The 24,835-nt window shown below is 74.7% G+C and carries 21 protein-coding genes; 10 read left to right on the forward strand and 11 right to left on the reverse strand.

The window, feature by feature from the left end:
• Positions 1-17: 17 nt before the first annotated feature.
• Positions 18-1,865, reverse strand: a complete 1,848-nt coding sequence (locus tag ACGH2B_RS22385) for an endonuclease/exonuclease/phosphatase family protein (protein WP_399092726.1) — start codon at positions 1,863-1,865, stop codon at positions 18-20.
• A gap of 219 nt (positions 1,866-2,084) precedes the next feature.
• Between ACGH2B_RS22385 and ACGH2B_RS22390 the strand changes: the two genes are divergently transcribed.
• The 3 genes from ACGH2B_RS22390 (at position 2,085) to ACGH2B_RS22400 (ending at position 6,874) form a co-directional block, all read left to right on the forward strand.
• Complete coding sequence (locus ACGH2B_RS22390; RefSeq protein WP_399092729.1) at positions 2,085-3,563, forward strand: hypothetical protein; 1,479 nt, start codon at positions 2,085-2,087, stop codon at positions 3,561-3,563.
• Positions 3,564-4,337: 774 nt separating this feature from the next.
• Complete coding sequence (locus tag ACGH2B_RS22395) at positions 4,338-5,783, forward strand: alkaline phosphatase PhoX (RefSeq protein ID WP_399092732.1); 1,446 nt, start codon at positions 4,338-4,340, stop codon at positions 5,781-5,783.
• Between the two features lie 59 nt (positions 5,784-5,842).
• A complete protein-coding gene (locus ACGH2B_RS22400; protein ID WP_399092735.1) occupies positions 5,843-6,874 on the forward strand; it encodes an MsnO8 family LLM class oxidoreductase in 1,032 nt (343 codons plus the stop codon).
• Positions 6,875-7,113: 239 nt separating this feature from the next.
• Here the strand turns inward: ACGH2B_RS22400 and ACGH2B_RS22405 are convergent, their stop codons facing one another.
• From ACGH2B_RS22405 to ACGH2B_RS22415, 3 genes are all read right to left on the reverse strand, one after another.
• Positions 7,114-8,355, reverse strand: a complete 1,242-nt coding sequence (locus ACGH2B_RS22405) for a TerD family protein (RefSeq protein ID WP_399097222.1) — start codon at positions 8,353-8,355, stop codon at positions 7,114-7,116.
• Between the two features lie 113 nt (positions 8,356-8,468).
• A complete protein-coding gene (locus tag ACGH2B_RS22410) occupies positions 8,469-8,741 on the reverse strand; it encodes a GlsB/YeaQ/YmgE family stress response membrane protein (RefSeq protein ID WP_399092738.1) in 273 nt (90 codons plus the stop codon).
• Positions 8,742-8,894: 153 nt separating this feature from the next.
• Positions 8,895-9,704 carry an NAD-dependent epimerase/dehydratase family protein gene (locus ACGH2B_RS22415; RefSeq protein WP_399092741.1) on the reverse strand — a complete coding sequence of 270 codons (810 nt, stop codon included), beginning with the start codon at positions 9,702-9,704 and terminating at the stop codon, positions 8,895-8,897.
• 344 nt (positions 9,705-10,048) lie between these two features.
• Between ACGH2B_RS22415 and ACGH2B_RS22420 the strand changes: the two genes are divergently transcribed.
• Together ACGH2B_RS22420 and ACGH2B_RS22425 are read left to right on the forward strand one after the other, a co-directional pair.
• Complete coding sequence (locus tag ACGH2B_RS22420) at positions 10,049-11,005, forward strand: 5-dehydro-4-deoxyglucarate dehydratase (RefSeq protein WP_399092744.1); 957 nt, start codon at positions 10,049-10,051, stop codon at positions 11,003-11,005.
• Positions 11,005-12,225: a hypothetical protein gene (locus ACGH2B_RS22425; protein ID WP_399092747.1), complete on the forward strand. Its 1,221-nt coding sequence runs from the start codon at positions 11,005-11,007 to the stop codon at positions 12,223-12,225. The genes ACGH2B_RS22420 and ACGH2B_RS22425 overlap by 1 nt, the downstream gene beginning before the upstream one ends.
• 54 nt (positions 12,226-12,279) lie before the next feature.
• Here the strand turns inward: ACGH2B_RS22425 and ACGH2B_RS22430 are convergent, their stop codons facing one another.
• Together ACGH2B_RS22430 and ACGH2B_RS22435 are read right to left on the reverse strand one after the other, a co-directional pair.
• Complete coding sequence (locus ACGH2B_RS22430; RefSeq protein WP_399092750.1) at positions 12,280-12,861, reverse strand: hypothetical protein; 582 nt, start codon at positions 12,859-12,861, stop codon at positions 12,280-12,282.
• Between the two features lie 444 nt (positions 12,862-13,305).
• Positions 13,306-14,076, reverse strand: coding sequence for an IclR family transcriptional regulator (locus ACGH2B_RS22435; protein WP_399092753.1), 771 nt, complete (start codon positions 14,074-14,076; stop codon positions 13,306-13,308).
• Between the two features lie 121 nt (positions 14,077-14,197).
• Here ACGH2B_RS22435 and ACGH2B_RS22440 point away from each other — a divergent pair, with 121 nt between their 5' ends.
• The 5 genes from ACGH2B_RS22440 to ACGH2B_RS22460 all read left to right on the forward strand — a co-directional run bounded on the left by ACGH2B_RS22440 (position 14,198) and on the right by ACGH2B_RS22460 (position 19,358).
• A complete protein-coding gene (locus tag ACGH2B_RS22440) occupies positions 14,198-15,751 on the forward strand; it encodes an aldehyde dehydrogenase (NADP(+)) (RefSeq protein ID WP_399092756.1) in 1,554 nt (517 codons plus the stop codon).
• Between the two features lie 172 nt (positions 15,752-15,923).
• Positions 15,924-16,490, forward strand: coding sequence for a GNAT family N-acetyltransferase (locus ACGH2B_RS22445; RefSeq protein ID WP_399092759.1), 567 nt, complete (start codon positions 15,924-15,926; stop codon positions 16,488-16,490).
• Between the two features lie 62 nt (positions 16,491-16,552).
• Positions 16,553-17,149: a GNAT family N-acetyltransferase gene (locus ACGH2B_RS22450; RefSeq protein ID WP_399092762.1), complete on the forward strand. Its 597-nt coding sequence runs from the start codon at positions 16,553-16,555 to the stop codon at positions 17,147-17,149.
• Between the two features lie 350 nt (positions 17,150-17,499).
• On the forward strand, positions 17,500-18,204 hold the full coding sequence (locus tag ACGH2B_RS22455; protein WP_399092765.1) for a DsbA family oxidoreductase: 705 nt from the start codon (positions 17,500-17,502) through the stop codon (positions 18,202-18,204).
• Between the two features lie 86 nt (positions 18,205-18,290).
• Positions 18,291-19,358 (forward strand): aminotransferase class V-fold PLP-dependent enzyme, encoded by a 1,068-nt coding sequence (locus ACGH2B_RS22460; RefSeq protein ID WP_399092768.1) that lies wholly within the window; start codon positions 18,291-18,293, stop codon positions 19,356-19,358.
• Between the two features lie 249 nt (positions 19,359-19,607).
• Here the strand turns inward: ACGH2B_RS22460 and ACGH2B_RS22465 are convergent, their stop codons facing one another.
• The 5 genes from ACGH2B_RS22465 to ectA all read right to left on the reverse strand — a co-directional run bounded on the left by ACGH2B_RS22465 (position 19,608) and on the right by ectA (position 24,488).
• On the reverse strand, positions 19,608-20,927 hold the full coding sequence (locus ACGH2B_RS22465) for an alpha/beta fold hydrolase (RefSeq protein WP_399092771.1): 1,320 nt from the start codon (positions 20,925-20,927) through the stop codon (positions 19,608-19,610).
• A 176-nt stretch (positions 20,928-21,103) separates the two neighbouring features.
• A complete protein-coding gene (thpD, locus tag ACGH2B_RS22470) occupies positions 21,104-22,003 on the reverse strand; it encodes an ectoine hydroxylase (protein ID WP_399092774.1) in 900 nt (299 codons plus the stop codon).
• A 79-nt stretch (positions 22,004-22,082) separates the two neighbouring features.
• A complete protein-coding gene (locus tag ACGH2B_RS22475) occupies positions 22,083-22,490 on the reverse strand; it encodes an ectoine synthase (RefSeq protein ID WP_399092777.1) in 408 nt (135 codons plus the stop codon).
• A gap of 55 nt (positions 22,491-22,545) precedes the next feature.
• On the reverse strand, positions 22,546-23,814 hold the full coding sequence (ectB, locus tag ACGH2B_RS22480) for a diaminobutyrate--2-oxoglutarate transaminase (protein ID WP_399092780.1): 1,269 nt from the start codon (positions 23,812-23,814) through the stop codon (positions 22,546-22,548).
• A gap of 107 nt (positions 23,815-23,921) precedes the next feature.
• A complete protein-coding gene (gene ectA, locus ACGH2B_RS22485) occupies positions 23,922-24,488 on the reverse strand; it encodes a diaminobutyrate acetyltransferase (protein ID WP_399092783.1) in 567 nt (188 codons plus the stop codon).
• Positions 24,489-24,835 lie beyond the last annotated feature (347 nt).

Here is a 24,835-nt window from a genome sequence, read left to right on the forward strand (position 1 = left end):
GCCCCGGGCGGGGCGGCTCAGGGGCGGATCCGCAGCACCTGCGGGTCGTGGTCGCTGGCCTGGTCGGCGTACTCCGCGTTGAGGTGCACCACGTCGTAGTCGGCGTTCCTCAGATGCGGGCTGGTGAGCATGTGGTCGAGGACCTGGGAGTTGCCGGCGTAGACGTAGCCGTAGCGCTCGGCGCGGGGCAGGCCGTTCACCCGGTCGGTGAGGACGCCGCCCGCGGTGAGGGTCTTCAGGGCGGGGGAGAACTGGTAGTCGTTGAGGTCACCGGCGACCACCACATCCGCCTCGGGATCCTTGGCCAGCAGTTCCTTGACGAAGCCGTTCACCAGACCGGCCTGGGCGGTGCGCTGCTTCTCGGAGCCGCGGGCGGGCCGCTGGAATCGGCTGTCGAGGCCCTGGTCGCCGCCCTTGGAGTTGAAGTGGTTGGCGACGACGAAGAGCCGGCTGCCCGGACGGCCCTTGACGGCGAACTGTCCCACCAGCGGTTTGCGGCTGTCCTGCCATGCCGGGTCGGCCGGTGCGATCCGCCCCGGGGAGGCGGAGAGTGTGGCCCTGCCGTGGTCGGCGCGGGGCTCGACCGGGGTGGTGGCGTCGCCGCCGGGGATGTCGGTGAAGTCCACCTTCTCGGGGTTGTAGAGGAACGCGACCCGGATGTTGCCGCCGGGCTGCCCGCCGTCCTTGTCGTTCTCGGGGTCGATCTGCCGCCACTCGTAGGCCGGGCCGCCCGCCGCCTCGACGGCGTCGGTCAGCTTCTTGAGCGTGCCGTCCGCGGCGACCGTGCCGTCATCGGTGGGGCCGCTGTTGTCCTGGACCTCCTCCAGGGCCACCACGTCCGGCGCGGCGAGGTTCTTCACCAGCCCCTTCGCCAGCCGGTCGAACTTCGCCTGCGGGGTGGCGGGGGAGAGGTTCTCGACGTTGTACGTCGCGACGGACACCTCGCCGGGCCGGGCGGCGCGGGTCGTCTCCGGGGCCGGGGCGTGGCCGGTGAGCTTGCCCAGCGCCGTGGCCTGGAGGGTGTAGCCGCCGAAGTTGTCGTAGTCCAGCGGGCCTTCGGTGGTCCCGCCGAGGGTGGTGCCGACATCGGCCGCCGGGAAGGGGTGCGTATCGAGCGGCAGCAGTGAACCGACCTTGATCCGGGCCGGGTTGGGGTCGGCGTAGGAACCGTAGAGGACGCCGCCACGCGCGGTGCGGGAGTGCTTCGGGTCGGCGGTCACCCACAGCTCGTGGTGGGCGTTGGCCGGGCCGACCACGGGCGCGTCGGCGACCGAGACCCGCATGCCCTCCAGGGACTCGTAGCGGTCCAGGGCGTAGGAGCGGGGGCGCAGCGGCAGCGATTCGATGCTGCCGCCGTGCGCGTCGGGTGCGTAGGCGCGGGGGATCGCGGCGGCGTCGAGGCGGACGGCGGCGGGCAGCGGCCGGCCGGACGCGGTGACGTTCCAGGTGGCGCCGGTCAGCTCGGTGACGGACTGGAGACCGGCGTCCTTGCCGCCCGGGTAGTACTCCTCGACCGTGCCGTCCAGGGTGACCGCGTCACCGACGGCGACCTTCGGCGTCGTCCGCCCGGTGAAGACGAAGAGCGCCTCGCTGGTCGCGGGGGAGTCGTCCGGCTTCGGGTCCTGCACCCAGAAGCCGCGGGCGGAGCCGAAGGCGCGCAGCGCGGTGACGGTGCCGGGCACCCCGGATACCTGCTTCCCGGCGAGCGGGGAGAGGCGGGTGGTGCCCTGGATGTCGTGGATACGGGTGCCGGCGGCGTGGGCGGTCTGCGGGAGCGCCACCAGTCCGGCGGCGAGCGCGGCGGCCACGGCGGCGGCGACGGTGACCGGTCTGCGGAGCGGGCGGCGGGACGGTGAGGACGGCATGGCAGGCGCCTCCGGAGGGTGGGAGAGGACGGTGCGGAGCGGGGCGGGACGCGGGATCCACGCCTTCTACGCGCGTCAATCTCTTGTGCGCCCGGGGGAGTTGTCAAGGTGTTCCGGATGGCCGGGAGGGGGCCGCGGGGTGAAGCGTCCGGCATGCGCGGAATTCCGTCTACGCTGGGGCGCGCACGAGCCGAAGTCCCTTGAGGAGCTGAGCCCCAGATGTCCGCAGACCGCCCGACCCTGCCGCCGGTGCGGCTGCACTCCGACGCGGAACTGGCCCGGGACGCGCTGAGCGCTCCCTTGATGGCACGGGCCGCGCAGCTCGCCCGCTGGGCCGAGCGGGGCGTCCCCGTCGGGGTCGGCGGCGAGATCCTGGAGGAGTCGCTGGGCGCCGCCACCGAGCACCTGGGCCTGGCCGCCGACGAGGACGGCGCCGGGCTGACCGCCGAGGCGTGGCAGCTCGCCGTCGACACCGGGCTGGTCGAGGTCGAGGAGACCGCCGAGGAGGACGACGCGGAGGACGGCGCGGCCGTCGGCCTGGCCAGGCCCGGCGAGGAGCTGACGCAGCTCACCGGCGGCAGCCCGCAGGACATCCTCGACATCTGGCTCGGCGGTATGGAGACGGTGCTCGCCGACGCGGTCGCCCCGGACCTCGCCGACCTCGCCGACCAGCTCGCCGACGGCGGCGAACTGGACCTCGACGCGCTCGACTGGAACCCCGAGGAGGAGGCCGAACTCCTCGACGGCATCCTCGGCAACCTCTACCTGCTGACCGCGCTCGGCGACGCGCCCGGCCAGAGCGTGCCGCTGCCCGCACTCGCCGCCTCCATGATCGTCCCCGACGACATGGAGGAGCCGACCGACGACATCCTCGAAGAGGTCTCCGAGGCGATGATGCGCCTGGACGACCAGTTCCGGGTGCTGGAGCCCATCGGTCTGGTGGCGTACCAGCCGGTCGACGAGGCGCTCATCGAGGAACTGGACGACGCGGGCGAGACGGTCCGTCACGCCGAGCCGCTGACCGACGAGGACGTCACCCGCTACGGCATGGTCCGGCTGACGCCGCTCGGCGTCTACGCGGTCCGCGCCCGGATGCGGGAGGCGGGCGTGTACGCCCCGGCCGTCGGCGACCTGCGGGACGCCGCCGCCGGAACGCTGCTGGACGCGCTGCCCGACTACCCCGAGGAGCTGGCGCGGGAGGAGTCCGAGCAGTGGCTCGCGGCCCGTACGCCCCTGGACGCCGCGCGGGAGCTGCTGGCGGCGGCGCGCGGTGACGACGAGCGGGCCCCGCTGCGGCGGCTCGCCGCGCAGCAGACGCTGGCGCTCGCCGGTGCGGACGCGGAGCCCGCGCTCCGCGAGGTGCTGGACGACCGGCAGTTGGGCGGGCTGGCCCGGGTCTGGCTGACGGAGCGCGGGCTGCCCGGCATCCCCGAGCCGTCCCAGGACATGATCTTCTGGCTGACCGTCGACACCATCGCGGCCCAACTGGGCACCGCCGACGAGGACACCGAGGAGCTGCGCGATCTGGTCGCGGGGCTGACCGGCCGGCACAGCGGCTTCTTCGACGCGGTCTGGCAGGTGGACCACCCGGCGACCCCCGACGTCCTGGAGGCGATGGGCCGGCTGCACCCCGACCGCAAGGCCGCCAAGGAGGCACGGACGGCCGCCTTCAAGGCGCGCTCGCGCGCGGAGGGCTGACGCGGGCGGCAGCCCGGCACGGCGGGCGGCGCGGACACGGAGGTGTCGGCGCCGCCCATCGGCGTCGCGGGGCGGTGGTCCGGGCGGGGTTCCGGGCGTGGGCTGATGGTGCGCGCGGATGTTTCGACGGCTGACGCCCGGCCGCGGGTCGGTGACGTCGGGTAACACCCGGCTGTCCTGGAATCCGGCTGTCCCGGAATCCGGCCGTGCCCAGGGAGGCGGCTCCTCGTGTAACGCCTGACCGCGCTTTGGCCACCCCGGGTATCGCCCGGCCGCGCACCGGCCACTCCTGGTGCCTGGTCGCACCTTGGGATCCGGCCCCCTCCTGAGATCCGGCCGCGCCCCGGGAGCCGGTCACAGGGGCGACGTCCAGCCGCGCCCCGGCCGGCCCGGGTAACGCCCAGGAGCGCCCCGGGGAATGCCCGGAGGCCCGCCCCGGCCGCCCCGGCCGCCCCGGGCACGCCCCGGCCGCCCCAGGCAACGTCCAGGACCGCCCCGGGTAACGCCCGGAGACCCGCACCGAGGCCCAGCCCTGCCCCGGGAACCAGCCTTCGGCGGAACCCCAGCCGCACACGTCTCCGCCCAGGGCGGCTCAGGCCCAGGTCCAAGGGCAGCCCCACCGCACCCCCACCACAGCCCCACCCCACCCCTGGCCCCACACGCCCGGGCCCCTCTCCCCGGTTGCCGTGCCCCGTTCACCTTCCGTTCGCGGGCGGGCGGGATCGTGGGTTCCGTAGGTACAAGGGACCGAATCAGGCCGTCCAGGAGATGACCATGTCGCTGACCCGGAGAGACTTCGCCAAGCGTTCCGCCGCCACCGGTGCCGGGGTCGCCCTGGCCGGGAGCGCGGGGGTGCTGGCCACCGCACCCGGCGCGGTCGCCGCCGGGCCCGCGGAGGGCGGTGCCGCGGACGGCCCGGGGTACGGGCCGCTCCTGGCCGACCCGGAGGGCATCCTCGCGCTGCCGGCCGGATTCTCGTACCGCGTCGTCACCCGTACCGGTGTCACCAGGCTCGACAGCGGGGAGCCGACGCCCTCGCACCACGACGGCACCGGAGCCTTCGCGGGGCCGCGCGCCACCACCCTGCTGGTCAACAACCACGAGGTGAAGGGCCACCGCGCCGACCAGCCGCACCCGGTGCCGCTCGCCGCGGGGCTGGTCTACGACCCGGCGGCGGGCGGCGGCTGCACGGTCGTGGAGGTCGCGCAGGACGGCACCCCGGTCGGTGAGCGGGTCGGTATCGCGGGGACGTCCACCAACTGCGCGGGCGGCACCACACCGTGGGGCACCTGGCTGACCTGCGAGGAGACCGAGGACAAGGCCGGTCAGCGGGGCATGACCCGGGACCACGGCTATGTCTTCGAGGTCGATCCGCACGACCTCGCGGCGGGCCGCGACCCGCGGCCCGTCAAGGCGCTGGGCCGCTTCGCCCACGAAGCGGTCGCCGTCGATCCGCGCCGCGGCCACCTCTACCTCACCGAGGACGCCGACACCCCCAACGGCCTGCTCTACCGCTGGACCCCGCCGTCCGGCTTCCGGCACGGCCGCGGGCGGCTGCGGACCCTCGCCGACGACGCCGGGACGCTCGCCGCGTTCCGCTGCTTCGACTCCGGCGGCCGGTTCGTCGACGACCTCTCCCGCGCGACCCGGCCCGGCACGGTCTACGGCGTCGACTGGGTCGAGGTCCCCGACCGCGACGCCCGCACGACCTCCGTGCGACGGCAGTTCGCCGACGGCGAGATCACCCGCGCCCGGAAGCTGGAGGGCCTGTGGTGGGCCGACGGCGGCGCGTACGTCGTCGCCTCGTACGCCCGTGACGAGAGCCCCGTCCGCCACGACGGCCAGGTGTGGTTCTACGATCCGCGCCGCCGGACGCTGACGCTGAAGCTGCGGTTCGGCGTCAACCCGGACCCGGGGCGGGACGGCGCGTTCGACGGTCCGGACAACATCAGCGTCTCACCGCACGGCGGGCTGATCATCGCGGAGGACGGCGACGGCGTTCAGCATCTCTTCGGCGCCACCGACGACGGCCGGACCTATCCGATCGCCCGTAACGAGATGAACCTCGGCACCGAGGAGGAGCCGGAGTACAGCGAGTTCACCGGCCCGGTCTTCGCGCCCGACGGCCGCACCCTCTTCGTCAACATCCAGGAACCCGGCCTGATGCTGGCGATCACCGGCCCGTGGCGCCGCCAGGAGGGCCCCGGCCACCGGCGGTGACGCCCCCGTGACCGCCGGGCCGTGCGGAATCCCCGGCGCCCACGGGCGTTGAAGGAGAGATGAGCCCGACGACACGGACGACCCGCTTCTCGGTCCTGGACCGCTCCCGCACCCGGCAGGGACACCCGGACGCGGCGGCGCTGCGCGACACGGTGGCGCTGGCCCGCCACACCGAACGCCTCGGCTACCACCGCTTCTGGGTGTCCGAACACCACGGCGTGCCGGGCGTCGCCGGGTCCGCGCCCACGGTGCTGGCCGCCGCCGTCGCCGCGGCGACGGACACGATCCGGGTCGGTACGGGCGGGGTGATGCTGCCCAACCACCGGCCGATGGTGGTCGCCGAGCAGTTCGGGGTGTTGGAGGCGCTGTTCCCCGGCCGGATCGACATGGGCCTGGGCCGGTCGGTCGGGTTCACCGACGGCGTCCGCCGCGCGCTGGGCGCCGACAAGACGGCGGGCGCGGACTTCGCGGACCAACTCGCCGAGCTGACCGGCTACTTCGACGGCACCCAGCACGCCCATCCGCAGGTCCGCGCCCGGCCCGCCGAGGGGCTCCGCGTCCCCGCGTTCGTCCTCGCGACGGGCGCCGGGGCCCGGGTGGCGGCGGAGGCGGGGCTGGCGCTGGTCATCGGGGAGGTACGCGGCCGGAGCCGGATGCGGGAGGCGATCGACGGCTACCGCGCGGCGTTCCGCCCGTCGGCGCTGTGGCCGCGGCCGTACGTCATGGTGGCCGCGACGGTCGCGGTCGCCGCCACCACCGACGCCGCGTACCGGCTGCTGCTCCCGGAGGCGTACGCCATGGCCCACGCACGCACCCACGGCGTCTTCCCGCCGCTGCGGCCGGTGGCCGGCGGGTCGGCGGCCGAGCCGGTGCTGGGCGCGCGCGAACGCGGTTACGTCGAGGAGGAGTTGCGCGGCCGGATCCACGGCACGGAGGCGGAGGTGGCGGACGCGCTGAAGACGCTGACCGAGGAGACCGGGGCGGACGAGGTGCTGGTGACCACCAGCACGTACGACCGCGAGGCGCTGCTGGAGTCGTACGCCCGGCTGGCCCGGGTGGCGGGGCTGCGGGGGCGGACGGAGGAGGAGTGACCGGTCGGGGCCGCCGTCCGGGGGCCGGCCCCGGGCCGGTCACCGGACGAGCCCTCGGCGGTAGCGGATGTCCGGCACCGGAGGCGGCGGAGGTGCCGGGGCGGCCGGTCGGGGGCGGGACGGGAACGGCGGCGCGGAAGCGGCCGGAAGCGGCGGGCCCCGGCCCGCGCTCAGGCCGGGGCCCGCCGCTTCCGCGCCCGCAGGCCGGGAGGCGGGCACGGCCCCGCCTCGCCCTCACCTCAGAGCGCCGCTCCGCCCGGCTTGATCATGCCGCGGACGGTGCGGGCGTCGACGAACTCGCCCAGGGCCGTCATCTCCCACTCGCCGGAGTACTGCCGGATGAGCTTGGCCATCAGGACGCCGGTGCGGGGCTCGGCCTGGGTCAGGTCGAAGCGGACCAGTTCCTCGCCGGTCTGCGCGTCGCTGAGGCGGCAGTACGCCTTGGCGACATCGGTGAACTTCTGGCCGGAGAAGGAGTTCACGGTGAAGACCAGGCCGGTGACCTGCGGCGGGATGCCGCCGAGGTGGACGGTGATCACCTCGTCGTCGCCGGAGCCGTCGCCGGTGAGGTTGTCGCCGGAGTGCTGGATGGCGCCGTTGAGGACGGACAGTTTGCCGAAGAAGCAGTTGTCGATCTTCTTGCGGTCGGGGCCGTACGCGATGACGGAGGCGTCCAGGTCGATGGACTTCCCGCGGAACGCGGGCTCCCAGCCCAGCCCCATCCGGACCGAGCTGAGCAGCGGGCTGCCGTTCTTGACCAGCGAGACCGTCTCGTTCTTCCGCAGGCTGACCCGGCCCTTGTCCAGATTGATCTTCCCGGGGGCGGGTGGCGCCGGAGGCGTGACGCCCGGCGGCGGGGCCAGCGGGGCGGGCGCCCCGGCCGGCGGCGCCCACTGCCCGGCGGGCGGCGCGGGGGCGGCCTGCGGGGCGGGGGCGGGCGGCGCGGCCGGAGGGGCGGCGGGGGCGGCTGCCGGGGGCGCCGCCGGTTCCTCGACGGTGACGCCGAAGTCGGTGGCGATACCGGCCAGCCCGTTGGCGTAGCCCTGGCCGACGGCGCGGACCTTCCAGGCGCCGCCGCGGCGGTAGATCTCGACGACGACCAGTGCGGTCTCCGGGCCGAGTCCTGGCGGGGTGAAGGTGGCGAGGACGGCGCCGCTGTCCGCGTCGCGCACGGTGCCGGTCGGCTCCGTACCGGCGAAGGTGGCGCCGGGGGCGTCCGGGCTCGCGGTGACGACGATCTTCTCGATCTCCGCGGGGATCGCGGTGGTGTCGACGGTGATGGTGTCACCGCCGCCGGGTGCCCCGGCGCCGTGGGTCACCCCGGGGCCGCCGCTGGGCTGGTTGTAGAAGACGAAGTCGTCGTCGGAGCGCACCTTGCCTGCGGCGGTGAGCAACAGGCCCGAGACGTCCAGCCGCACGGGGGCGGTGACGTCCACCGCCACCCGCGCGGCGCCGAGCGGGAGATTCGAGCCAGGAGTCATTGCGGTCATGCCAGCAGTAACGAACGGCTCGCCTTTGCGGTTCCATTACCCGCCCCGTCCGGGGGAGCGTGGTTCCGCGGGCCCCGCCGGACGCGTTCCGGCGGGGCGGGCGGTCAGCGGCGCTCGCGGGAGTTGCCGAAGAGCAGCCGGTAGAGGATGAGCAGGACGAGGGAGCCGGCGACGGCCGCGACCCAGGTGGACAGGTCGAAGATGTCCTTCGGTATGGGACGGTCCAGGATCTTGACGGACAGCCAGCCGCCGACGAACGACCCGACGATGCCGGTGAGCGTGGTGCCCACCAGCCCGCCCGGGTCCCGTCCCGGCAGCAGGATCTTGGCGATGACGCCCGCGATCAGCCCCAGGACGATCCAGCTGACGATTCCCATGGTGTGTTTCCTCGTTCCTGCGCGCCGTGGCGCCGGTGTGACGTGCGGTTTCGGTATCTGACGTGTCGCCCTCAAGGACGCTGTGAAGGGCCCGCGAGTTCCCTTCGGCGGCGGACCGGGACGGCGAAGACCCGACCGTACGGCGCGCCCGGGTCAGTGCTGCCAGCGGGGCGGGTCGGTGCAGAACGCGCCGCCCAGGTGCGCGTGCGCCGGATCGTCCGGGTCCAGTTCCCCCTGGGCCGCGATGAGCGCCGCCGCGTACGGCTCGGAGTCGTCCTGCGGCTCGTACCCCAGGGCGCGGGCGGTCGACAGGTCCCACCACAGGCGGGTGTTGGCGGACGAGCCGTAGGCGACGGTGTGGCCGACGTTCTCGGCGGTGAGGGCGGCGTGCAGCAGCCGGGCGCAGTCCGCCGGGCTCAACCAGAGCGACAGCATCCGCACGGAGGTCGGCTCGGGGAAGCAGGAGCCGATGCGCAGCGAGACGGTCTCGATGCCGTGGCGGTCGTGGTAGAGCGAGGCGAGGTCCTCGCCGAACCCCTTGGACAGACCGTAGAAGGTGTCCGGGCGGCGCGGGGTGCCGACGCCGATCGCGGCGGAGCCGTCCGCCGGGCGCGGAGTGTAGCCGACGGCGTGGTTGGAGGAGGCGAAGACGACGCGGGGGACGCCCGCCTCGCGGACCGCCTCGTAGAGCTGGTGGACGCCCTCGATGTTGGCCCGCAGGATCTGCTCGAACGAGGCTTCCAGGGAGATCCCGGCGAGATGGATGACCGCGTCGACGCCGTCAACCGCCGCGCGCAGCGCCTCCCGGTCGGCGAGCGGTGCGGTGATGGCGTCGGGCGCGTCCGGTACGGGGCGCTCGTCGAAGAGGCGCAGCCGGTAGCCGTACGCGGGCAGCAGTTCGTGCATCAGGCGGCCCATGCCGCCGGCGGCGCCGGTGAGCAGGACGGTGCGGGGTGCGGGCATGGCGGATCCTCCGGCGGGAACGGCGTGACCCCGGGACGTCGGCGACGCGTGCGCGCGGGGCGGCGTTCAGAGGTGTGGACACGGTCGTCAGCACCGTAGGGAGCGTGATCGCCGGTGGTCAATACGCCGAAGGCGGCGGGGTGTTCGCCGTGCGGCGGGGAACGGCCCGTCCTCTTGACCGCCGGTCGCGGGCTGCTCTAGCGTGGCGCCGTTCAGAAATATGGACATTGGTCAGAGACGTGCACGTCGGGGTGGTGGGCCGCCGTCCGTCCGCGACCCATCCGCAGTCCGCCGGTGCCGCGGGGGCTCCGCACCGCCCCGGCACCGCACGCCAGGGAGGGCCCGTGACCCCAGCCTCGCCGCTCGCCGACCGCCTCGACGGAGTGCTGTTCTTCCCCGTGACCACCTACGCGCCCGACGGCGAGGTGGATCTGGACGCCTACCGCGCCCATGTGCGGCGCGGCGTCGAGGCCGGTGCGGGCGCCGTCTTCGCCTGCTGCGGCACCGGGGAGTTCCACGCCCTGACGCCCGAGGAGTTCGCGGCGTGCGTCGGCGCGGCCGTCGAGGAGACCGCCGGACGGGTGCCGGTGGTCGCCGCGGCGGGCTACGGCACGGCCCTCGCCGTCCGCTTCGCCCGCCTCGCCCGCGAACAGGGCGCCGACGGGCTGCTCGCCATGCCGCCCTACCTCGTGCGCGCGGGGCAGGACGGGCTGCTGCGCCACTACCGCGCGCTGGCCGCCGCCACCGACCTGCCGGTCATCGTCTACCAGCGGGACAACGCCGTCTTCACCCCGGACACCGTCGTCGCGCTCGCCCGCACCCCGGGCATCATCGGCCTCAAGGACGGACTGGGCGACCTCGATCTGCTCCAGCGCATCATCAGCGCCGTCCGCACCGAGGCCGCCGGCTCCCGCTTCCTCTACTTCAACGGCCTGCCCACCGCCGAACTCACCGGCCCCGCCTACCTGGGCCTGGGCGTGCACCTGTACTCCTCCGCCGTCTTCGCCTTCGCCCCCGAGATCGCCCTCGCCTTCCACCGCGCGCTCACCACCGGCGACCGGGAGACCGTCGACCGCCTGACGGACGGCTTCTACCGCCCCCTCGTCGACCTGCGCAACCAGGGCCACGGCTACGCGGTCTCGCTCGTCAAGGCGGGCGTCGGACTGCGCGGACCGGACGCGGGCGAGGTCCGGCCACCGCTCGCCCCGCCGGACCCCCGCCACGTCGAGGAGCTGCGCGCCCTGCTCGACCACGGACTCACCCTGCTCCCCGGTACGGACGGCCCGGCGGGCGCCGCCTGATGCGTGCCGCCGCCTTCCTCTACCCCTGGGACGTGGTCGGCGACCCCGGGGCCGCGCCCCGCCTCGCCGCGCTGGGCATCCGTCAGGTCACCCTGGCCGCTGCCTACCACTCCACCCGCGCCCTGACCCCGCGCCACCCCCGCCACCGCGTGGTCACCGCCCGCCACTCCGCCGTCCTCTACCCGCCCGACCCGCGGCGCTGGGCGGGGCGGGCGCTGCGCCCCGCCGTCCAGGACTGGATGCCGGGCCCCGACCCGTACGGCGCGGCCGCGGCGGCGCTGGCGGACGCCGGGATCGAGGTGCACAGCTGGGTCGTCCTCGCCCACAACTCCCGCCTGGGCGAGGAGCATCCGGACACCTCCGTCCGCAACGCCTACGGCGACCGCTACCCCTGGGCCCCGTGCATCGCCCGCCCCGAGGTCCGCGACCACCTCGTCACCCTCGCCGCCGAGGCCGCCGTACGGCCCGGCGCGCACGGCACCGAGCTGGAGTCCTGCGGCTGGTACGGCATGGCCCATCTGCACGCCCACGACAAGACCGGCGGGGTGCCGCTCACCGGCGCCGCGCAGTACCTGATGTCGCTCTGCTTCTGCACGGAGTGCCGCCGCGGCTACGCCGGGCTCGGGCTGGACGCCGACGAGTTGGGCGCGGCGGTGCGCCGGGCGCTGGAGCCGGTGTGGTCCGGGGCGGCGCGGCCCGCCGCCGCGGACCGGGCGGGGGAGTGGGCCGCCGTCGAGGCGCTGCTCGGCGCCGACCTGGCCGCCGTGGTGCGGGCCTGGCGGGCGCGGGCGGCCGGGGGGCTGCGGCGCGCCGCCGTCGCGGCCGTCCGCGAGGCCGCCGCCCCCGGCTTCCGGGTGCTGCTGCACGCCGATCCGGCCGCGCACCGCTGCGGCGCCAACGCCGGTACCGATCCGGCCGGGGTGTTCGGGTACGCCGACGGTGTGGTGGTGCCGTGCGGTCCGGACGCGGCGCAGCGGGCCGAGGCGCTCGGGCCGTTCGCCGCCGCGCCCGGCGCGGCCGGTGCGACCCTCGCCGCCAACTTCCCCGTCGTCTCCGGGATGGGCGGCAGCCCCGCCACCCTCGCCGCGGACGCCGCGCACGCCGCCGCGCTGGGCGCCGGTGAGCTGCGGCTCTACCACGCGGGCCTGGCGAGCGACGCGGATCTGGCCGCCGTCGGCACCGCGCTGGAAGCGCTCGGCCGCGTGCCGGCGAACGGTTGACCGGGGCGGCTCCCGCGGGCCGCCCCGGCCGTCTGTGGCCCCCCTGGGTGGTGGCTATCCGGTGCCCGCGGAAGGGACGGACACGCTCCCGCGCCCGGCGTCCCCGCAGGTCAGCAGGTGCGCCACCGGCCGGGTGGCGGCGCCTGGGGCCCCGCCGTCCCCATCGGACGCGACCGCGCCGGCGGTGAGGAGCGCGGCATGGCCGTCCGCCCGGCGCACCCCGACGGCGGCGCGCGGCGGCAGCGCGGCCGGAGCGTGCCAGGCGGCGGGTCCGGCCCCGGCCCGCCCGGTGACGGCGGTGGCGCCCGGGCAGCCGGGCGGGACGCCGTCGCGGAACCGGTCCGCGGGCGGCGCCGGGAGCGGGCCGTCGTGGCCGGGCCCGGCCGGTGCGCCGTCGGTCCCGGCGGCCGGTACCCGGAGCCGGAGGGGCGGCGGCGCCGTCTCCCGGACAGCGGAGCGCGCCGCCGGGCCGCCGAGCCCGTGGGCGGCGAGCGGCCGGTGCGGCGCGGTGGTCCGGGCGCCGACGGATATCAGCCAGCCCCCGGTGCCCACCGCGGCGAGCGCCAGGAGCAGCGTGCCGTTGCCCGCCCTCCCGCGCCGCCGCCTTCCGGGTCCGGTTCCGGGCGCGCCGGACATGTCAGGCCCGCCCGGCGGCGCGGCGGAACGGCCCGGGGACACCGGCGGGGCGCTCCGGGACGGCCGGACGGCGCGCGGCTGCGGGGGCGCGCCCCGGGCCGGTGACGGCCGGCGCGGTACCGGTGCGCGGGCGGGTGGCGTACACGACGAAACCTCCGTGCGGTACGGACGCGGCGCCCTCGCGCCGGCGGATTTCCGTACCTGCTGCCTTTCGAGATAAACCGCCCGGCGCGCCGTGAGCCTGCTGACGTCTTGTCAGAACGCCGCCGGCCGACCGGCCCACCGCCCGCCGTGATCGCGATCTTCGCAGGTCGGAAGGCGTGTCACGGCGTGTCGGGCCCGCCCGGGGCGCGCTGGGGTGAACGGGTGAGCCGCCGCGGCCCGTCCACCGCTCGGCCCGCAGGTGGCACGGCGTGGCGCGGCCGCGGCGGCGGTCGGCCGGGGTCAGAGCCGGCGGGTCGCCAGCAGCAGCCGGTCGCGGGCGTCGAAGAGGGTGTCCTTGAGCAGTTGCTCGTGATCGGGCGTCAGCCGCGCCACCGGGACCGAGCAACTGATCGCGTCGCGCGCCGGGGAGCGGTAGGGGATCGCGATGCCGAAGCACCGCAGCCCCAGCGTGTTCTCCTCGCGGTCGACCGCGTACCCCTGCTCGCGGACCGTGTGCAGCTCCTCGATCAGTTGCTCGCGGTCGGTGAGGGTGTGCTCGGTCAGCGCCGTCAGCTTCGCCGGGAGCAGCTCGCGGACCTGCTCGTCGGAGTACGTGGCCAGCAGCGCCTTGCCCAGCGAGGTGGAGTGCGCGGGCAGCCGCCGCCCGACCCGGGTGAACGGCCGCAGGTAGTGCTGGGACTGACGGGTCGCGAGATAGACGACGTCGACGCCGTCCAGCCGCGCGAGGTGGATGGTCTCGGTGGTGTCGTCCGAGAGCCGGTCCAGCGTCGGCCGGGCCGCGGCGACCACGTCGTCACCGTCGATGTACGCCGTGCCGACCAGCAGCGCGCGCACCCCGATGCCGTACCGCGTACCGGTCGCGTCGGTCTCCACCCAGCCCAGCTCGACGAGGGTGCGCAGCAGCATGTAGAGGCTGGACTTGGGGTAGCCGACGGCTTCCTGGACGGTGGCGAGGCTGTGCATACCGGGGCGGCCCGCGAAGAACTCCAGCAGCTCCACCGTCCGTACCGCGGACTTGACCTGCGCTCCACCCGTCTCCGTAGCTGACATCGCCCTTGACCCCTCTGATCGGCCCGCCCTAGAGTCCCAGAGGTTCAGTATCCGGGACGCCGTTCAGCATATCGAACGGCCTCCGGTCTGCGGCAAGAGTTGCGCTCGGGAGGAATACGCGGTGACCACAGCGGCGGCAGTACCAGTCTGGAGTGTCGACCCCCGAACCGGGAAGCGGCGCGAACGGGTCGCGGTGGAGGCCACCGCCGCCGAGGTGGACGCGGCGGTCCGCGCCGCCCACGCCGCCCGCCCGGCCCTCGCCGACCGCACCGCCCGCGCCGCCCTGCTGCGCCGCGCCGCCGACCTGCTCGACGGCGCCGGCGCCCGCGTCATCGAGGCCGCCGACGCCGAGACCGCGCTCGGCCCCGGCCGCCTCACCGGCGAACTGGCCCGCACCACCTACCAGTTGCGCGCGTGCGCCGACGCCGTCGACGAGGGCGCCTTCCTCGACGTACGGATCGACCACGCCGACCCGTCGCTCACCCCGCCCCGCCCCGACCTGCGGCGCCACAAGATCCCGCTGGGCCCCGTCGCGGTCTACGCGGCCAGCAACTTCCCGCTCGCCTTCTCGGTGCCCGGCGGCGACACCGCCAGCGCCCTGGCCGCCGGGTGCCCGGTCGTCGTCAAGGCCCACCCCGATCACCCGGCCACCTCGGAACTGGTCGCCGCGCTGCTGCGCCGCGCCGCCGCCGACACCGGGCTGCCCGAGGGCGTCGTCGGCCTGGTCCACGGCTTCGGCGCCGGGGTGGAGCTGGTCCGCCATCCGCTGATCGCCGCCGCCGGGTTCACCGGCTCGGTCCGCGGCGGTCGCGCTCTCTTCGACGCGGCGGCCGCCCGTCCGCACCCCATCCCCTTCCACGGCGAACTGGGCAGCCTCAACCCCGTCGTCGTCACCGCGGCGGCGGCCGCGGAGCGCGCCGAGGAGATCGGCGCCGGGCTCGCCGCGTCGGTGACGCTCGGCACCGGCCAGTTCTGTGTCAAGCCCGGCCTCGTCCTCGTCCCCGAGGGCCCGGACGGCGACCGGCTGCTGACCGCGCTCACCGCCGCCGTCAGCGACACCGAGGCGGGCGTCCTCCTCGACCACCGGATGCGGGACGCCTTCATCGACGGGGTCCGCGCCCGCGCCCAACTGCCCGGTGTCGAGACGCCGGTGACGCCCGGCGCGGGCGGCGAACACACCGTCGGCGCCGGGTTCCTGACGGTGCCCGCCGCCCGCCTCCTCGACGACCCCGACGCCTACGCCCTGCTGCTGGAGGAGTGCTTCGGCCCGGTGACCGTCGTCGTCCGCCACACCGGCGACGACGCGGTCGGCGCGGTCCTCGCCCAACTCCCCGGCAACCTCACCGCCACCCTCCACCTCTCCGCCGAGGAGGGCGCGGGGACGGACCCGGCGGGCCGCGGCGCCCGGCTGCTCGCCGAGGCCACCGCGCTCGCCGGACGCGTCGTCGTCAACGGCTGGCCCACCGGCGTCGCGGTCGCCCCCGCCCAGCACCACGGCGGCCCCTACCCGGCCTCGACCTCCACCGCCACCTCGGTCGGCGTCACCGCGATCGAACGCTGGCTGCGCCCGGTCGCCTACCAGGACACCCCGCCCGCACTCCTGCCGCCCGAACTCCGCGACGGCAACCCGCTCGGCCTGCCCCGCCGGGTGGACGGGCGGACGGAACGGAGCTGACGGGGCATCCGGTGAACGCCGAGGCAGGCGCCCGGCCCGAGGGGGCCCGCGCGGTGGATCCCGCCGACGCCCGGGTCCGGCCGGGGGCCGCCCGGCGTGCCCGGGCGGTGCGTGTTCCGGCCGGGTCCGCCCGGCGTGCCAGGGCGGCGCGTGTTCCGGCCGGGCACGTCCGGTGACCCCCGCCGCTACCGGCGCCCTGACCGTCCGCGCGGGCGGCGCCGGGGATCTGGGGCCCGTCGTCGCGCTGCACGCCCGGGCCCGTGCCGCGTACGACCGGGCCCGCCACCCCGGGGACGCCCCCGGCCCGGACACACACCGCCCGGCGGCCGACCGGGACTGGCGGCACGCGCTGGCCGGGCCGGACGCCCGGATGCTCTGCGCCGAGCGGGACGGCACCGTCGTCGGCGCCGCCTGCCACGGACCGGCCGCCGCACCCGGCACCGTCACCCTCCACCAGCTCCAGGTCGATCCCGCCCACTGGGGCACCGGCGTCGGCCACGCCCTGCACACCGCGTGCCTGCGGGCGTGGCGGGCGGCCGGGCACACCGCCGCCACCTTGGACGTGGTGTGGCACAACCGCCGCGCCCGCGCCTTCTACACCGCCCGCGGCTGGCGCCCCGACCCGTCCCGGGGTGCCGCCCCGGACGCGACCCACATCGGCCTGGCGCTGCTGTTGGACGACGGCGCGCGGCGCCCGGACGCCCGCCCGGACGCCCGCTCAGGGGGCCGGAACCGGTAGGCCGCGGGGCCGTACCGGGCCCCGCCGTACCGTCCAAGATCGTCCGGTACAGAATGACCCCTATGCCGATATCGCACCCGCCGTTGACGGCCACCCCCGACGACGCCCCGCTGATCAGCCGGACCCTGGTCCGCGCCTTCGATGACGACCCGATGATGCGCTGGTTCTTCCCCGACGACGCCACCCGCGAGGCGTCGCTGGGCCGCTACTTCACCACGCTCTTCACCCGGCAGTACGTCCACGCCGGGGTGTGCGAGCACACCGGTGCGGCGGTGTCGTTCTGGGTGCCGCCGGAGGCGCAGGACCGGGCCGTGCCCGACGCGGCGACCATCGCGGAGCTGACGGCCATCCTCGGCGACCGGGCGGGCCTGTTCGGCGAGGCGGTCGAGGCCGCCGCCGCGTACACCCCCGCTGAGCCGCACTGGTCCCTGGCGCTCCTCGGCGCCGACCCGGCCGTCCAGGGCCAGGGCCACGGTGCCGCCCTGCTCCGCTCGGGCCTCGCCAAGGCCGACGCGGCGGGCCGGCCCGCCTATCTCGAATCCTCCAAACCGGCCAACCTCCCCGTCTACGAACACTTCGGATTCACCGTCCGCGACGAACTGCGCCTCCCCGGCGGCGGCCCGGTCCTGTGGACGATGTGGCGGGAGCCGGCGGCTTAGACATCCGTCTCCGGCGCGTCGCGCGGACGCGCCGGAATTCCGTTCCGACCGCTCTCCGGCGGACCAAAGCCTTCAAGGTGACCGTGCACAAGGGCCCGTCGAGCCAGTGCTGGTCCACCCCGAAGGGCAAGGGCGAGGACGTCTTCGTGGCGGGCATCACCCGGATCACCAAGGGCTGCTGAACGGCTCCCCGGGGCGGGCGGCCCGCGACGGAAACGCCGCCCGCCCCGGCGGACGACGTGCCCCCGGCACCGGCGACGGCCCACGGCACGGCGCCGGCTCCGGCCCGGAATATCCTGCCCGCTGTCCGGGTTGTCCCCGTGCCCGCCCCGTACGAGGAAAGACATCCCATGCGCGTCGAAATCTGGTCCGACATCGCCTGCCCCTGGTGCTACATCGGCAAGGCCCGCTTCGAGGCGGGGCTCGCCGCGTTCGCGCACCGGGACGGTGTCGAGGTGGTGCACCGCTCCTTCGAGCTGGACCCGGCGGCGCCCGCGCCCACCGATGTGCCGGTGCTGGAGATGCTGGCGGTCAAGTACGGCGTCAGCCGGGAGCAGGCCGAGGCGATGGAGGCACGCGTCGCCGAGGCCGCGCGCGGTGAGGGCCTGGGCTACCGCTCGGACCGCGTCCACGGCAACACCTTCGACCTCCACCGGCTGCTCCACCTCGCCAAGGCGCACGGGGTCCAGGACGCCCTGCTCGGCGCGTTCTACCGCGCCAACTTCGCCGAGGCACGCCCGCTCGGCGACCGGGACACCCTGGTCGCCCTCGCCGCCGGGGCCGGCGTCCCCGCCGAGGAGGCCGCCCGGGTGCTGGCCGACCCGGACGCCTACGCCGACGCGGTACGCGCCGACGAACGTGAGGCCGCCGAACTGGGCGCCACCGGCGTCCCGTTCTTCGTCATCGACCGCCGCTACGGCATCTCCGGCGGCCAGCCCGCCGAGGTCTTCCGCCAGGCCCTGGAGCGCGCCCACGAGGAGAGCGCGCTCCGGACGCTGCCGACCGGGGACGCCGGGGTCTGCGGGGACGACGGGTGCGCGGTGCCCACCGCGTAGAACCGCGCCGCGAGCACGCCGGCGGAGGGGCGCCGCCGGCCGGAGCCGCCATGGACGCGGCGTCCCCGGCGGCGCACAGTGGGGGCATGCAGCGACACGACTCACTCGGCGGAGCCGAGTTCGCGCCCGGGAACCCGTATCTCAACACCGCATCCGGCGGGCTGCTCCCGGCCCGTTCGCGGACCGCCCTGGCGGAGGCGGTCGAGGAGGCCGCCACGTACGGCACGATGGGCCGCGACTACTTCGGGCCGGCCGAGGAGGCCCGGCGGGGGTTCGCCCGGCTGCTGGGGACGCCGGCCGAGCGGGTCGCCGTCGGCAGTTCCGTGGCGGTGCACTCCGCGTTCGTCGCCACCACCCTGGAGCCGGGCGCGGAGGTCCTGGTCCCCGAGGGCGACTTCAGCTCGCTGGTCAACCCGCTCGCCGCCGTCCCCGGCATCACCTTCCGCACCGCGCCGCTCGACGCGCTCGCCGACGCGGTACGGCCCACCACCTCGCTGGTCGCGTTCAGCGCCGTGCAGTCCCTCGACGGGCGGATCGCCGACCTCGACGCGGTCCGCGCCGCCGCCCGCGCGCACGGCGCCCGTACCTACCTCGACGTCACCCAGGCCGCGGGCTGGCTGCCGCTGCGCCCCGAAGGCTTCGACCATGTCGTCTGCGGCGCCTTCAAATGGCTGCTCTGCCCGCGCGGCACCACCTTCCTGGCGTTCGGCGACGGCGCCCTCGACGGGGACGGACCGCGGGCCCGGCACGCCGGATGGGTCGCGGGCGAGGACCCGGCGAAGTCCTGCTACGGCCCGGTCACCCACCCCGCCGCCACCGCCCGCCGCTACGACGAACCGCACGCTCTGCTCTCCTACGTGGGCGCCGCCGCCTCCCTCGCGCTGCTCGGCGAGATCGGCGTGGCCGCGGTGCACGCCCACAACACCGCGCTGGCCGACCGCTTCCGCGCCGGGCTGACCGCCCGGGGCCTGGCCCCCCGCCCGGCGCCCGGCTCCGCGATCGTCTCCGTACCGGCCCCGCCCGGCGCCGCGGACCGCCTGGCCGCCGCGGGCATCCGCGTCGCGGTCCGCGGCGGCCTGCTGCGCGCCGCCTTCCACCTCTACAACGGCACCGACGACGTCGACCGGGCGCTGGAGGTCATCGGGGAGGGGTGAGCGGACGACGGCCGGAGGCGGGGGCCCGCCGCGCGCCGGGGCCGGAACCGTGCGCCGGGCCCGGAACCGTGCGGCGGGCCGCGAGGCCAGGCCAGGTCAGGTCAGGCCAGGTCAGGTCGGGAACGCGGGCCGACGGCATCCGCGCCCGGCCGGCCACCTGAGCCCGGCCGCGGACCGGTCCGAGCCCGGCCGGCCCCCGAACCCCGGCCGTCCGGCGCCGCCACACCGCGGCCCGTGGCCCGCCCCGCCTCACACCTCCCCGCGCACCATCCGCAGCAGCCGGTCCAGGACCGCGCCGTCGCTCACCCGCAGGCCGTCGTGCTCCCACTCGTTGGTCACCCAGACCCGCATCCCCTGGATGCGTTCCGCCGTCGCCAGGGAGTGCGCGGTGTCGACGTACATGTCGTCGAAGTAGACCGCCGCGGCGGCCGGTACGGTGTTGGCCGCCAGTCGGGCGGGGTCGTACAGATCCGGCCAGTCACGCCGTTCGGCCAGCTCCTGGGCGGTCTCCTTGAGCGGGCGCAGCGCCGGATCGGTGTCGAAGAGCCACGGGTACATCATCTCGCCGGTGAAGTGGAGCGGTCCGTCGCCGTCCAGCACCGTGTCCACGTCGAACTGCGGATACGCCGTCAGCCCGTCGCGCACCCGCTGCGCCGCCCACGCCGTCGGGCCCGGATCCACCGACCGCTGCCCGTAGATCGCCTCGTGCACCACCGCGAACAGCGGCGCCGCGGCGTGCGACAGATGCGCCCGGACGCCCTCCAGGAACGCGTCGCCCAACTCCCGTCCGGCGGGGCCGGCCACCCACGCGTCGGCGAGCAGATGGTGCAGGACGTGCGAGCCGCTGCCGCTGCCCAGCAGCATCCCCAGCGCCTGGAACGCCCGCGGCGTCAGCGTCCCGCCGCCGGGCAGCCGCACCTCCCGCTCCCGCAGGTACCCGGCGATCTCCCGCGCCGCCGCCACGTCCTGCGGATACCGGGCGTAGTGCGCGGCGTTCTTCCGGGCCACCCGCGGATACGCCGCCCGGTAGACGTCCTCGGCGCTCACGTCGAGACCCGGCAGCCCGCCGGTCACCAGCGCCTCACGCAGCCCCTCGGGCGCCCGCGAGAGATACGCGACGGTGCAGAAACCGCCGAAGCTCTGCCCCAGCACGCTCCACGGGGTGTCCGCTCCCGCCAGCCGGCGGCGGAACAGCTCGGCGTCCCGGACGATCGCGTCGGCGCGGAAGTGCGCCAGGTACGCGGCCTGTTCCCGGGGCCCGCCGCGCAGCGGCAGCGTCTGCCGGTTGGCGGGCGTGGAGCGTCCGGTGCCGCGCTGGTCGAGGAGGAGGACCCGGTAGTCCTCCAGCGCCCGGCCCAGCCACGACTCCCGGCCCAGCGGGCGCGGCGCGGCGTTGCCGGGCCCGCCCTGGAGGTACACCAGCCACGGCAGCGCGGCGCCCTCCCGGCCCGCGGCGACCGCCTCCCGGCCGTAGACCTCGATCCGCTCACCGCCCGGGTCGTCATGGTCCAGCGGCACGTCCAGCACATGGTCGGTCAGGGTCACCCCGGGCAGCCGGTCGACGTTCATGGCCCGTCCTCACTCCCTCTCACGGGTGCGCCCGCCACCGCCGGGCGGGCCCGAACACCCTGGCCGGACCCTATGAGGTGACGGCCCGGCAGCGGAGAAGCACCCCGGGAACGCACGGCGCGGCCGCCGCACAGCCCAGGCTGTGCGGCGGCCGCGCGGGTGCGGCGGAAGGTGCCTCAGCGCACCGGCGTGAAGTCCCGGGCGCCGATGTACTCCGGGCGCGGCACGGGCGCCGCGAACGGTTCCACCGCGGCGTTCTCCACGCTGTTGAACACGATGAAGACGTTGCTGCGCGGGTACGGCGTGATGTTGTCACCGCTGCCGTGCATCGCGTTGCAGTCGAACCACGTCGCGGAGCCCGCCTTACCGGTGAACAGCCGGATGCCGTGCTCGTCCGCCATCCGCGTCAGCGCCTCGTCCGACGGGATACCGGCGTCCTGCATCTGGAGGGACCGCTTGTAGTTGTCCTTCGGCGTCTCGCCCTCGCACCCCACGAAGTGCCGGTGCGAACCGGGCATGATCATGAGGCCGCCGTTGGTGTCGAAGTTCTCGGTGAGCGCGATCGACACCGACACGGTCCGCATGTTCGGCAGTCCGTCCTCGGCGTGCCAGGTCTCGAAGTCCGAGTGCCAGTAGAAACCGGACGCGCCGAAGCCGGGCTTGACGTTGATCCGGGACTGGTGGACGTAGACGTCGGAGCCGAGGATCTGACGGGCCCGGCCCACCACACGCGGATCGGAGACCAGCCGGGCGAACACCTCGCTGATCTTGTGCACCTCGAACACGGACCGGATGCTCTGCGACTTCGGCTCGACGATGGAGCGCGGGTTCGCGCGCATCTCCGGGTCGCCCACCAGCCGGTCCAGCTCGGTGCGGTACACCGCGACTTCTTCCGCCGTCAGCAGTTCCCCGATGGCGAAGAAGCCGTCGCGTTCGAAGTCGCTCAGCTCGGACGGCTGGAACGGGCCCGCCGTGCCGGGCTGCGACCACACCACCGGGTCCTTCCGCGGGGTGATCACCTCGGAGGTGCCGCGGCTCGGGTACAGGTCGGCGGTGCGCTCGGGTGCGATGGTCATGGTGTTGCCTTCCTCTCCTCTCGTACGTGCTCCGTGGATGCCGGGGGCCGTCCGGTGGCTACCGGACGCGGGGCGCCGTTCAGGCGTCGGCGCCGTCCTCGGTCAGCAGGGGGTAGACGCCGTTCTCGTCGTGGTCCTCGCGTCCGGTGACCGGCGGGTTGAAGACACAGACGCAGCGGAAGTCCGTCTTGGGCCGCAGGGTGTGCTTCTCGTGGCCGTTGAGCAGGTACATCGTGCCCGGGGAGATCCAGTGCTTCTCGCCGGTCTCGTCGTTGGTCAGCTCGGCCTCGCCCTCCACGCACAGGACCGCCTCGATGTGGTTGGCGTACCACATCGACGTCTCGGTACCCGCGTACAGCGTGGTCTCGTGGAGGGAGAAGCCGACGCGCTCCTTGGCGAGCACGATGCGCTTGCTCTCCCAGGTGCCGGAAGCCGCCTTGACGTGGCGGTCGGTGCCCTCGATGTCCTTGAACGAGCGAACGATCACGGTGAGTCGGTGCCTTTCTGTGGAACGGTGACGAAGTGCCGGGCGCGGTGCGTGGTCAGACGCGGTCGCGGACGGCGCGGGCGAGGATCCGCAGACCCTCGTCCAGCTCTTCGGGGGTGGTCGTCAGCGCCGGGAGCAGCTTGACGACCTCGCTCTCCGGCCCGGAGGTCTCGATCAGCAGACCCAGGTCGAAGGCGCGCTTGGCGATCTTGTTGGCGAGGCTCTTGTCGCGGAACTCCATGCCCCACACGAGTCCGCGCCCGCGGTACTCGACGATGGCGTCCGGGTGTTCCTCGGCGATAGCCTTCAGGTGCGACTCGACGATCTCACCGCGGGCCAGCGTCTGCTTCTCCATCTGCCCGTCGGCCCAGTACGTGTCGAGCGTCGCGGCGGCGGTGACGAACGCCGGGTTGTTGCCGCGGAAGGTGCCGTTGTGCTCGCCCGGCTCCCACAGGTCCAGCTCCGGCTTGAACAGCGTGAGCGCGAGCGGCAGTCCGTAACCGCTGATCGACTTCGAGACGGTGACGATGTCCGGCACGATGCCCGCCTCCTCGAAGGAGAAGAACGCGCCGGTACGGCCGCAGCCCATCTGGATGTCGTCGACGATCAGCAGCATGTCCTGCCGGTCGCACAGCTCCCGCAGCGCGCGCAGCCACTCCGGGCGGGCGACGTTGATGCCGCCCTCGCCCTGCACCGTCTCGACGATGACCGCGGCGGGCTTGTTCAGTCCGGAGCCGGCGTCCTCCAGCAGCCGCTCGAACCAGAGGAAGTCCTCGGTGGCGCCGTCGAGGTAGTTGTCGAACGGCATCGGGGTGCCGTGCACCAGCGGGATACCGGCGCCCGCCCGCTTGAAGGCGTTTCCGGTCACCGCGAGGGAGCCCAGCGACATGCCGTGGAAGGCGTTGGTGAAGGACACGATCGACTCGCGGCCCTTGACCTTACGGGCCAGCTTCAGCGCCGCCTCGACGGCGTTGGTGCCCGTCGGGCCCGGGAACATGACCTTGTAGGGCAGGTCCCGCGGCCGCAGGATGATGTTCTGGAACGACTCCAGGAACGCCCGCTTCGCGGTCGTCGACATGTCCAGGCCGTGGGTGACGCCGTCCCGCTCGATGTAGTCGATCAGGGCGCGTTTGAGGACCGGGTTGTTGTGGCCGTAGTTGAGCGAACCGGCGCCGGCGAAGAAGTCCAGGTAGGTGTGGCCGTCCTCGTCGGTCATGCGGCTGCCCTGCGCGCGGTCGAACACGGTCGGCCAGCTACGGCAGTAGCTCCGCACCTCCGACTCGACGGTCTCGAAGACACTGAGGTCGGGCTGGGTGATGGTCACAGCATGCTCCTGGGAGATGAGTGGCGTGGGGGATTGCGAAGTCCGGGGTACGGGCCCGTCCGGCCGGTGGCACCGGGTGCCACCGCGGGGCCCGCGGGGTGGTGCGGTCAGAGACAGGGGACGTCGGGTGCGGTGAACGGGCCGATGAGGTGCAGGACCTCCGGCTCGTGCCCCTGCTCGGGGAAGAGCGCCGCATCGAAGAGCGGCTCGCGGCGGTGGGGCGCGCCGTGGCGCTCGGCGAACGAGGAGAAGAGCCGGTTGGACGCGGTGTTGTCCGCGGTGACCGTCGTCTCCAGACGGCTCACGCCCCGTTCCCGCGCCGTACGGGTGGTCAGCCCGTCGAGCAGGGCGGCCGCCAGGCCACGCCCGCGGTGCGCGTTGTCGACGGCCACCTGCCACACGAGCAGGGTGTCCGGACGGTCGGGGCGGATGTAGCCGGTGACGAAGGCGGCCGGCACTCCCTCGGTGTCGCGGGCGACGACGGAGGTGGCGGCGAAGTCACGGCACCACAGCAGGTAGCTGTAGGAGGAGTTCAGGTCCAGTGTCCGGGAGTCGCGGGCGATTCGCCAGATCGCGGCTCCGTCCTCCATGCGTGGGGCGTCGAGCTTGAAACCCTCCGGCAATTCCTTGATATCGCTTCGGGCACGTGCATGGTCTGCTTGTGCGGCGGTCATGGGAATTAAATTTACCGAGGGAAAAAGCAAATTGCATCGCGGGCAGGGGTTACGCGGACGGACGCTTTGTGTTATCGCGCGGGGGCGCCCGAGCGCGCGGATCCCTTGCGAGATGTATGCTTTTGTACCGGAAATCTCGGACGAAGCGGGCGGCTTGTGGAGTCGGTCACAGGTCCGTAACGTCCCTGACTCGGATCCGAATTCTGGCTTCCGGCGCTAGCGGAATCTTGGCGTTTGAGGTCGGGAAAAGCGGGAAGGAGAATACGGGAAGCTGGCATCCAAAGAATTGGGAATTTGCCAGCGGAAGATTCTCCGCAAGGTTGCCTCAGGCACCCCGAGAGGAACGT

Source organism: Streptomyces sp. BBFR2 (assembly GCF_044497305.1).
GTDB lineage: Bacteria > Actinomycetota > Actinomycetes > Streptomycetales > Streptomycetaceae > Streptomyces.

What these genes read in the sequence shown, in the direction of transcription:
- ACGH2B_RS22385 (WP_399092726.1), bottom strand. Translation starts at nt 1,865, where the DNA reads ATGCCGTCCTCACCGTCCCGCCGCCCGCTCCGCAGACCGGTCACCGTC.
- ACGH2B_RS22390 (WP_399092729.1), top strand. Translation starts at nt 2,085, where the DNA reads ATGTCCGCAGACCGCCCGACCCTGCCGCCGGTGCGGCTGCACTCCGAC.
- ACGH2B_RS22395 (WP_399092732.1), top strand. Translation starts at nt 4,338, where the DNA reads ATGTCGCTGACCCGGAGAGACTTCGCCAAGCGTTCCGCCGCCACCGGT.
- ACGH2B_RS22400 (WP_399092735.1), top strand. Translation starts at nt 5,843, where the DNA reads ATGAGCCCGACGACACGGACGACCCGCTTCTCGGTCCTGGACCGCTCC.
- ACGH2B_RS22405 (WP_399097222.1), bottom strand. Translation starts at nt 8,355, where the DNA reads ATGACTCCTGGCTCGAATCTCCCGCTCGGCGCCGCGCGGGTGGCGGTG.
- ACGH2B_RS22410 (WP_399092738.1), bottom strand. Translation starts at nt 8,741, where the DNA reads ATGGGAATCGTCAGCTGGATCGTCCTGGGGCTGATCGCGGGCGTCATC.
- ACGH2B_RS22415 (WP_399092741.1), bottom strand. Translation starts at nt 9,704, where the DNA reads ATGCCCGCACCCCGCACCGTCCTGCTCACCGGCGCCGCCGGCGGCATG.
- ACGH2B_RS22425 (WP_399092747.1), top strand. Translation starts at nt 11,005, where the DNA reads ATGCGTGCCGCCGCCTTCCTCTACCCCTGGGACGTGGTCGGCGACCCC.
- ACGH2B_RS22430 (WP_399092750.1), bottom strand. Translation starts at nt 12,861, where the DNA reads ATGTCCGGCGCGCCCGGAACCGGACCCGGAAGGCGGCGGCGCGGGAGG.
- ACGH2B_RS22435 (WP_399092753.1), bottom strand. Translation starts at nt 14,076, where the DNA reads ATGTCAGCTACGGAGACGGGTGGAGCGCAGGTCAAGTCCGCGGTACGG.
- ACGH2B_RS22450 (WP_399092762.1), top strand. Translation starts at nt 16,553, where the DNA reads ATGCCGATATCGCACCCGCCGTTGACGGCCACCCCCGACGACGCCCCG.
- ACGH2B_RS22455 (WP_399092765.1), top strand. Translation starts at nt 17,500, where the DNA reads ATGCGCGTCGAAATCTGGTCCGACATCGCCTGCCCCTGGTGCTACATC.
- ACGH2B_RS22460 (WP_399092768.1), top strand. Translation starts at nt 18,291, where the DNA reads ATGCAGCGACACGACTCACTCGGCGGAGCCGAGTTCGCGCCCGGGAAC.
- ACGH2B_RS22465 (WP_399092771.1), bottom strand. Translation starts at nt 20,927, where the DNA reads ATGAACGTCGACCGGCTGCCCGGGGTGACCCTGACCGACCATGTGCTG.
- thpD (WP_399092774.1), bottom strand. Translation starts at nt 22,003, where the DNA reads ATGACCATCGCACCCGAGCGCACCGCCGACCTGTACCCGAGCCGCGGC.
- ectA (WP_399092783.1), bottom strand. Translation starts at nt 24,488, where the DNA reads ATGACCGCCGCACAAGCAGACCATGCACGTGCCCGAAGCGATATCAAG.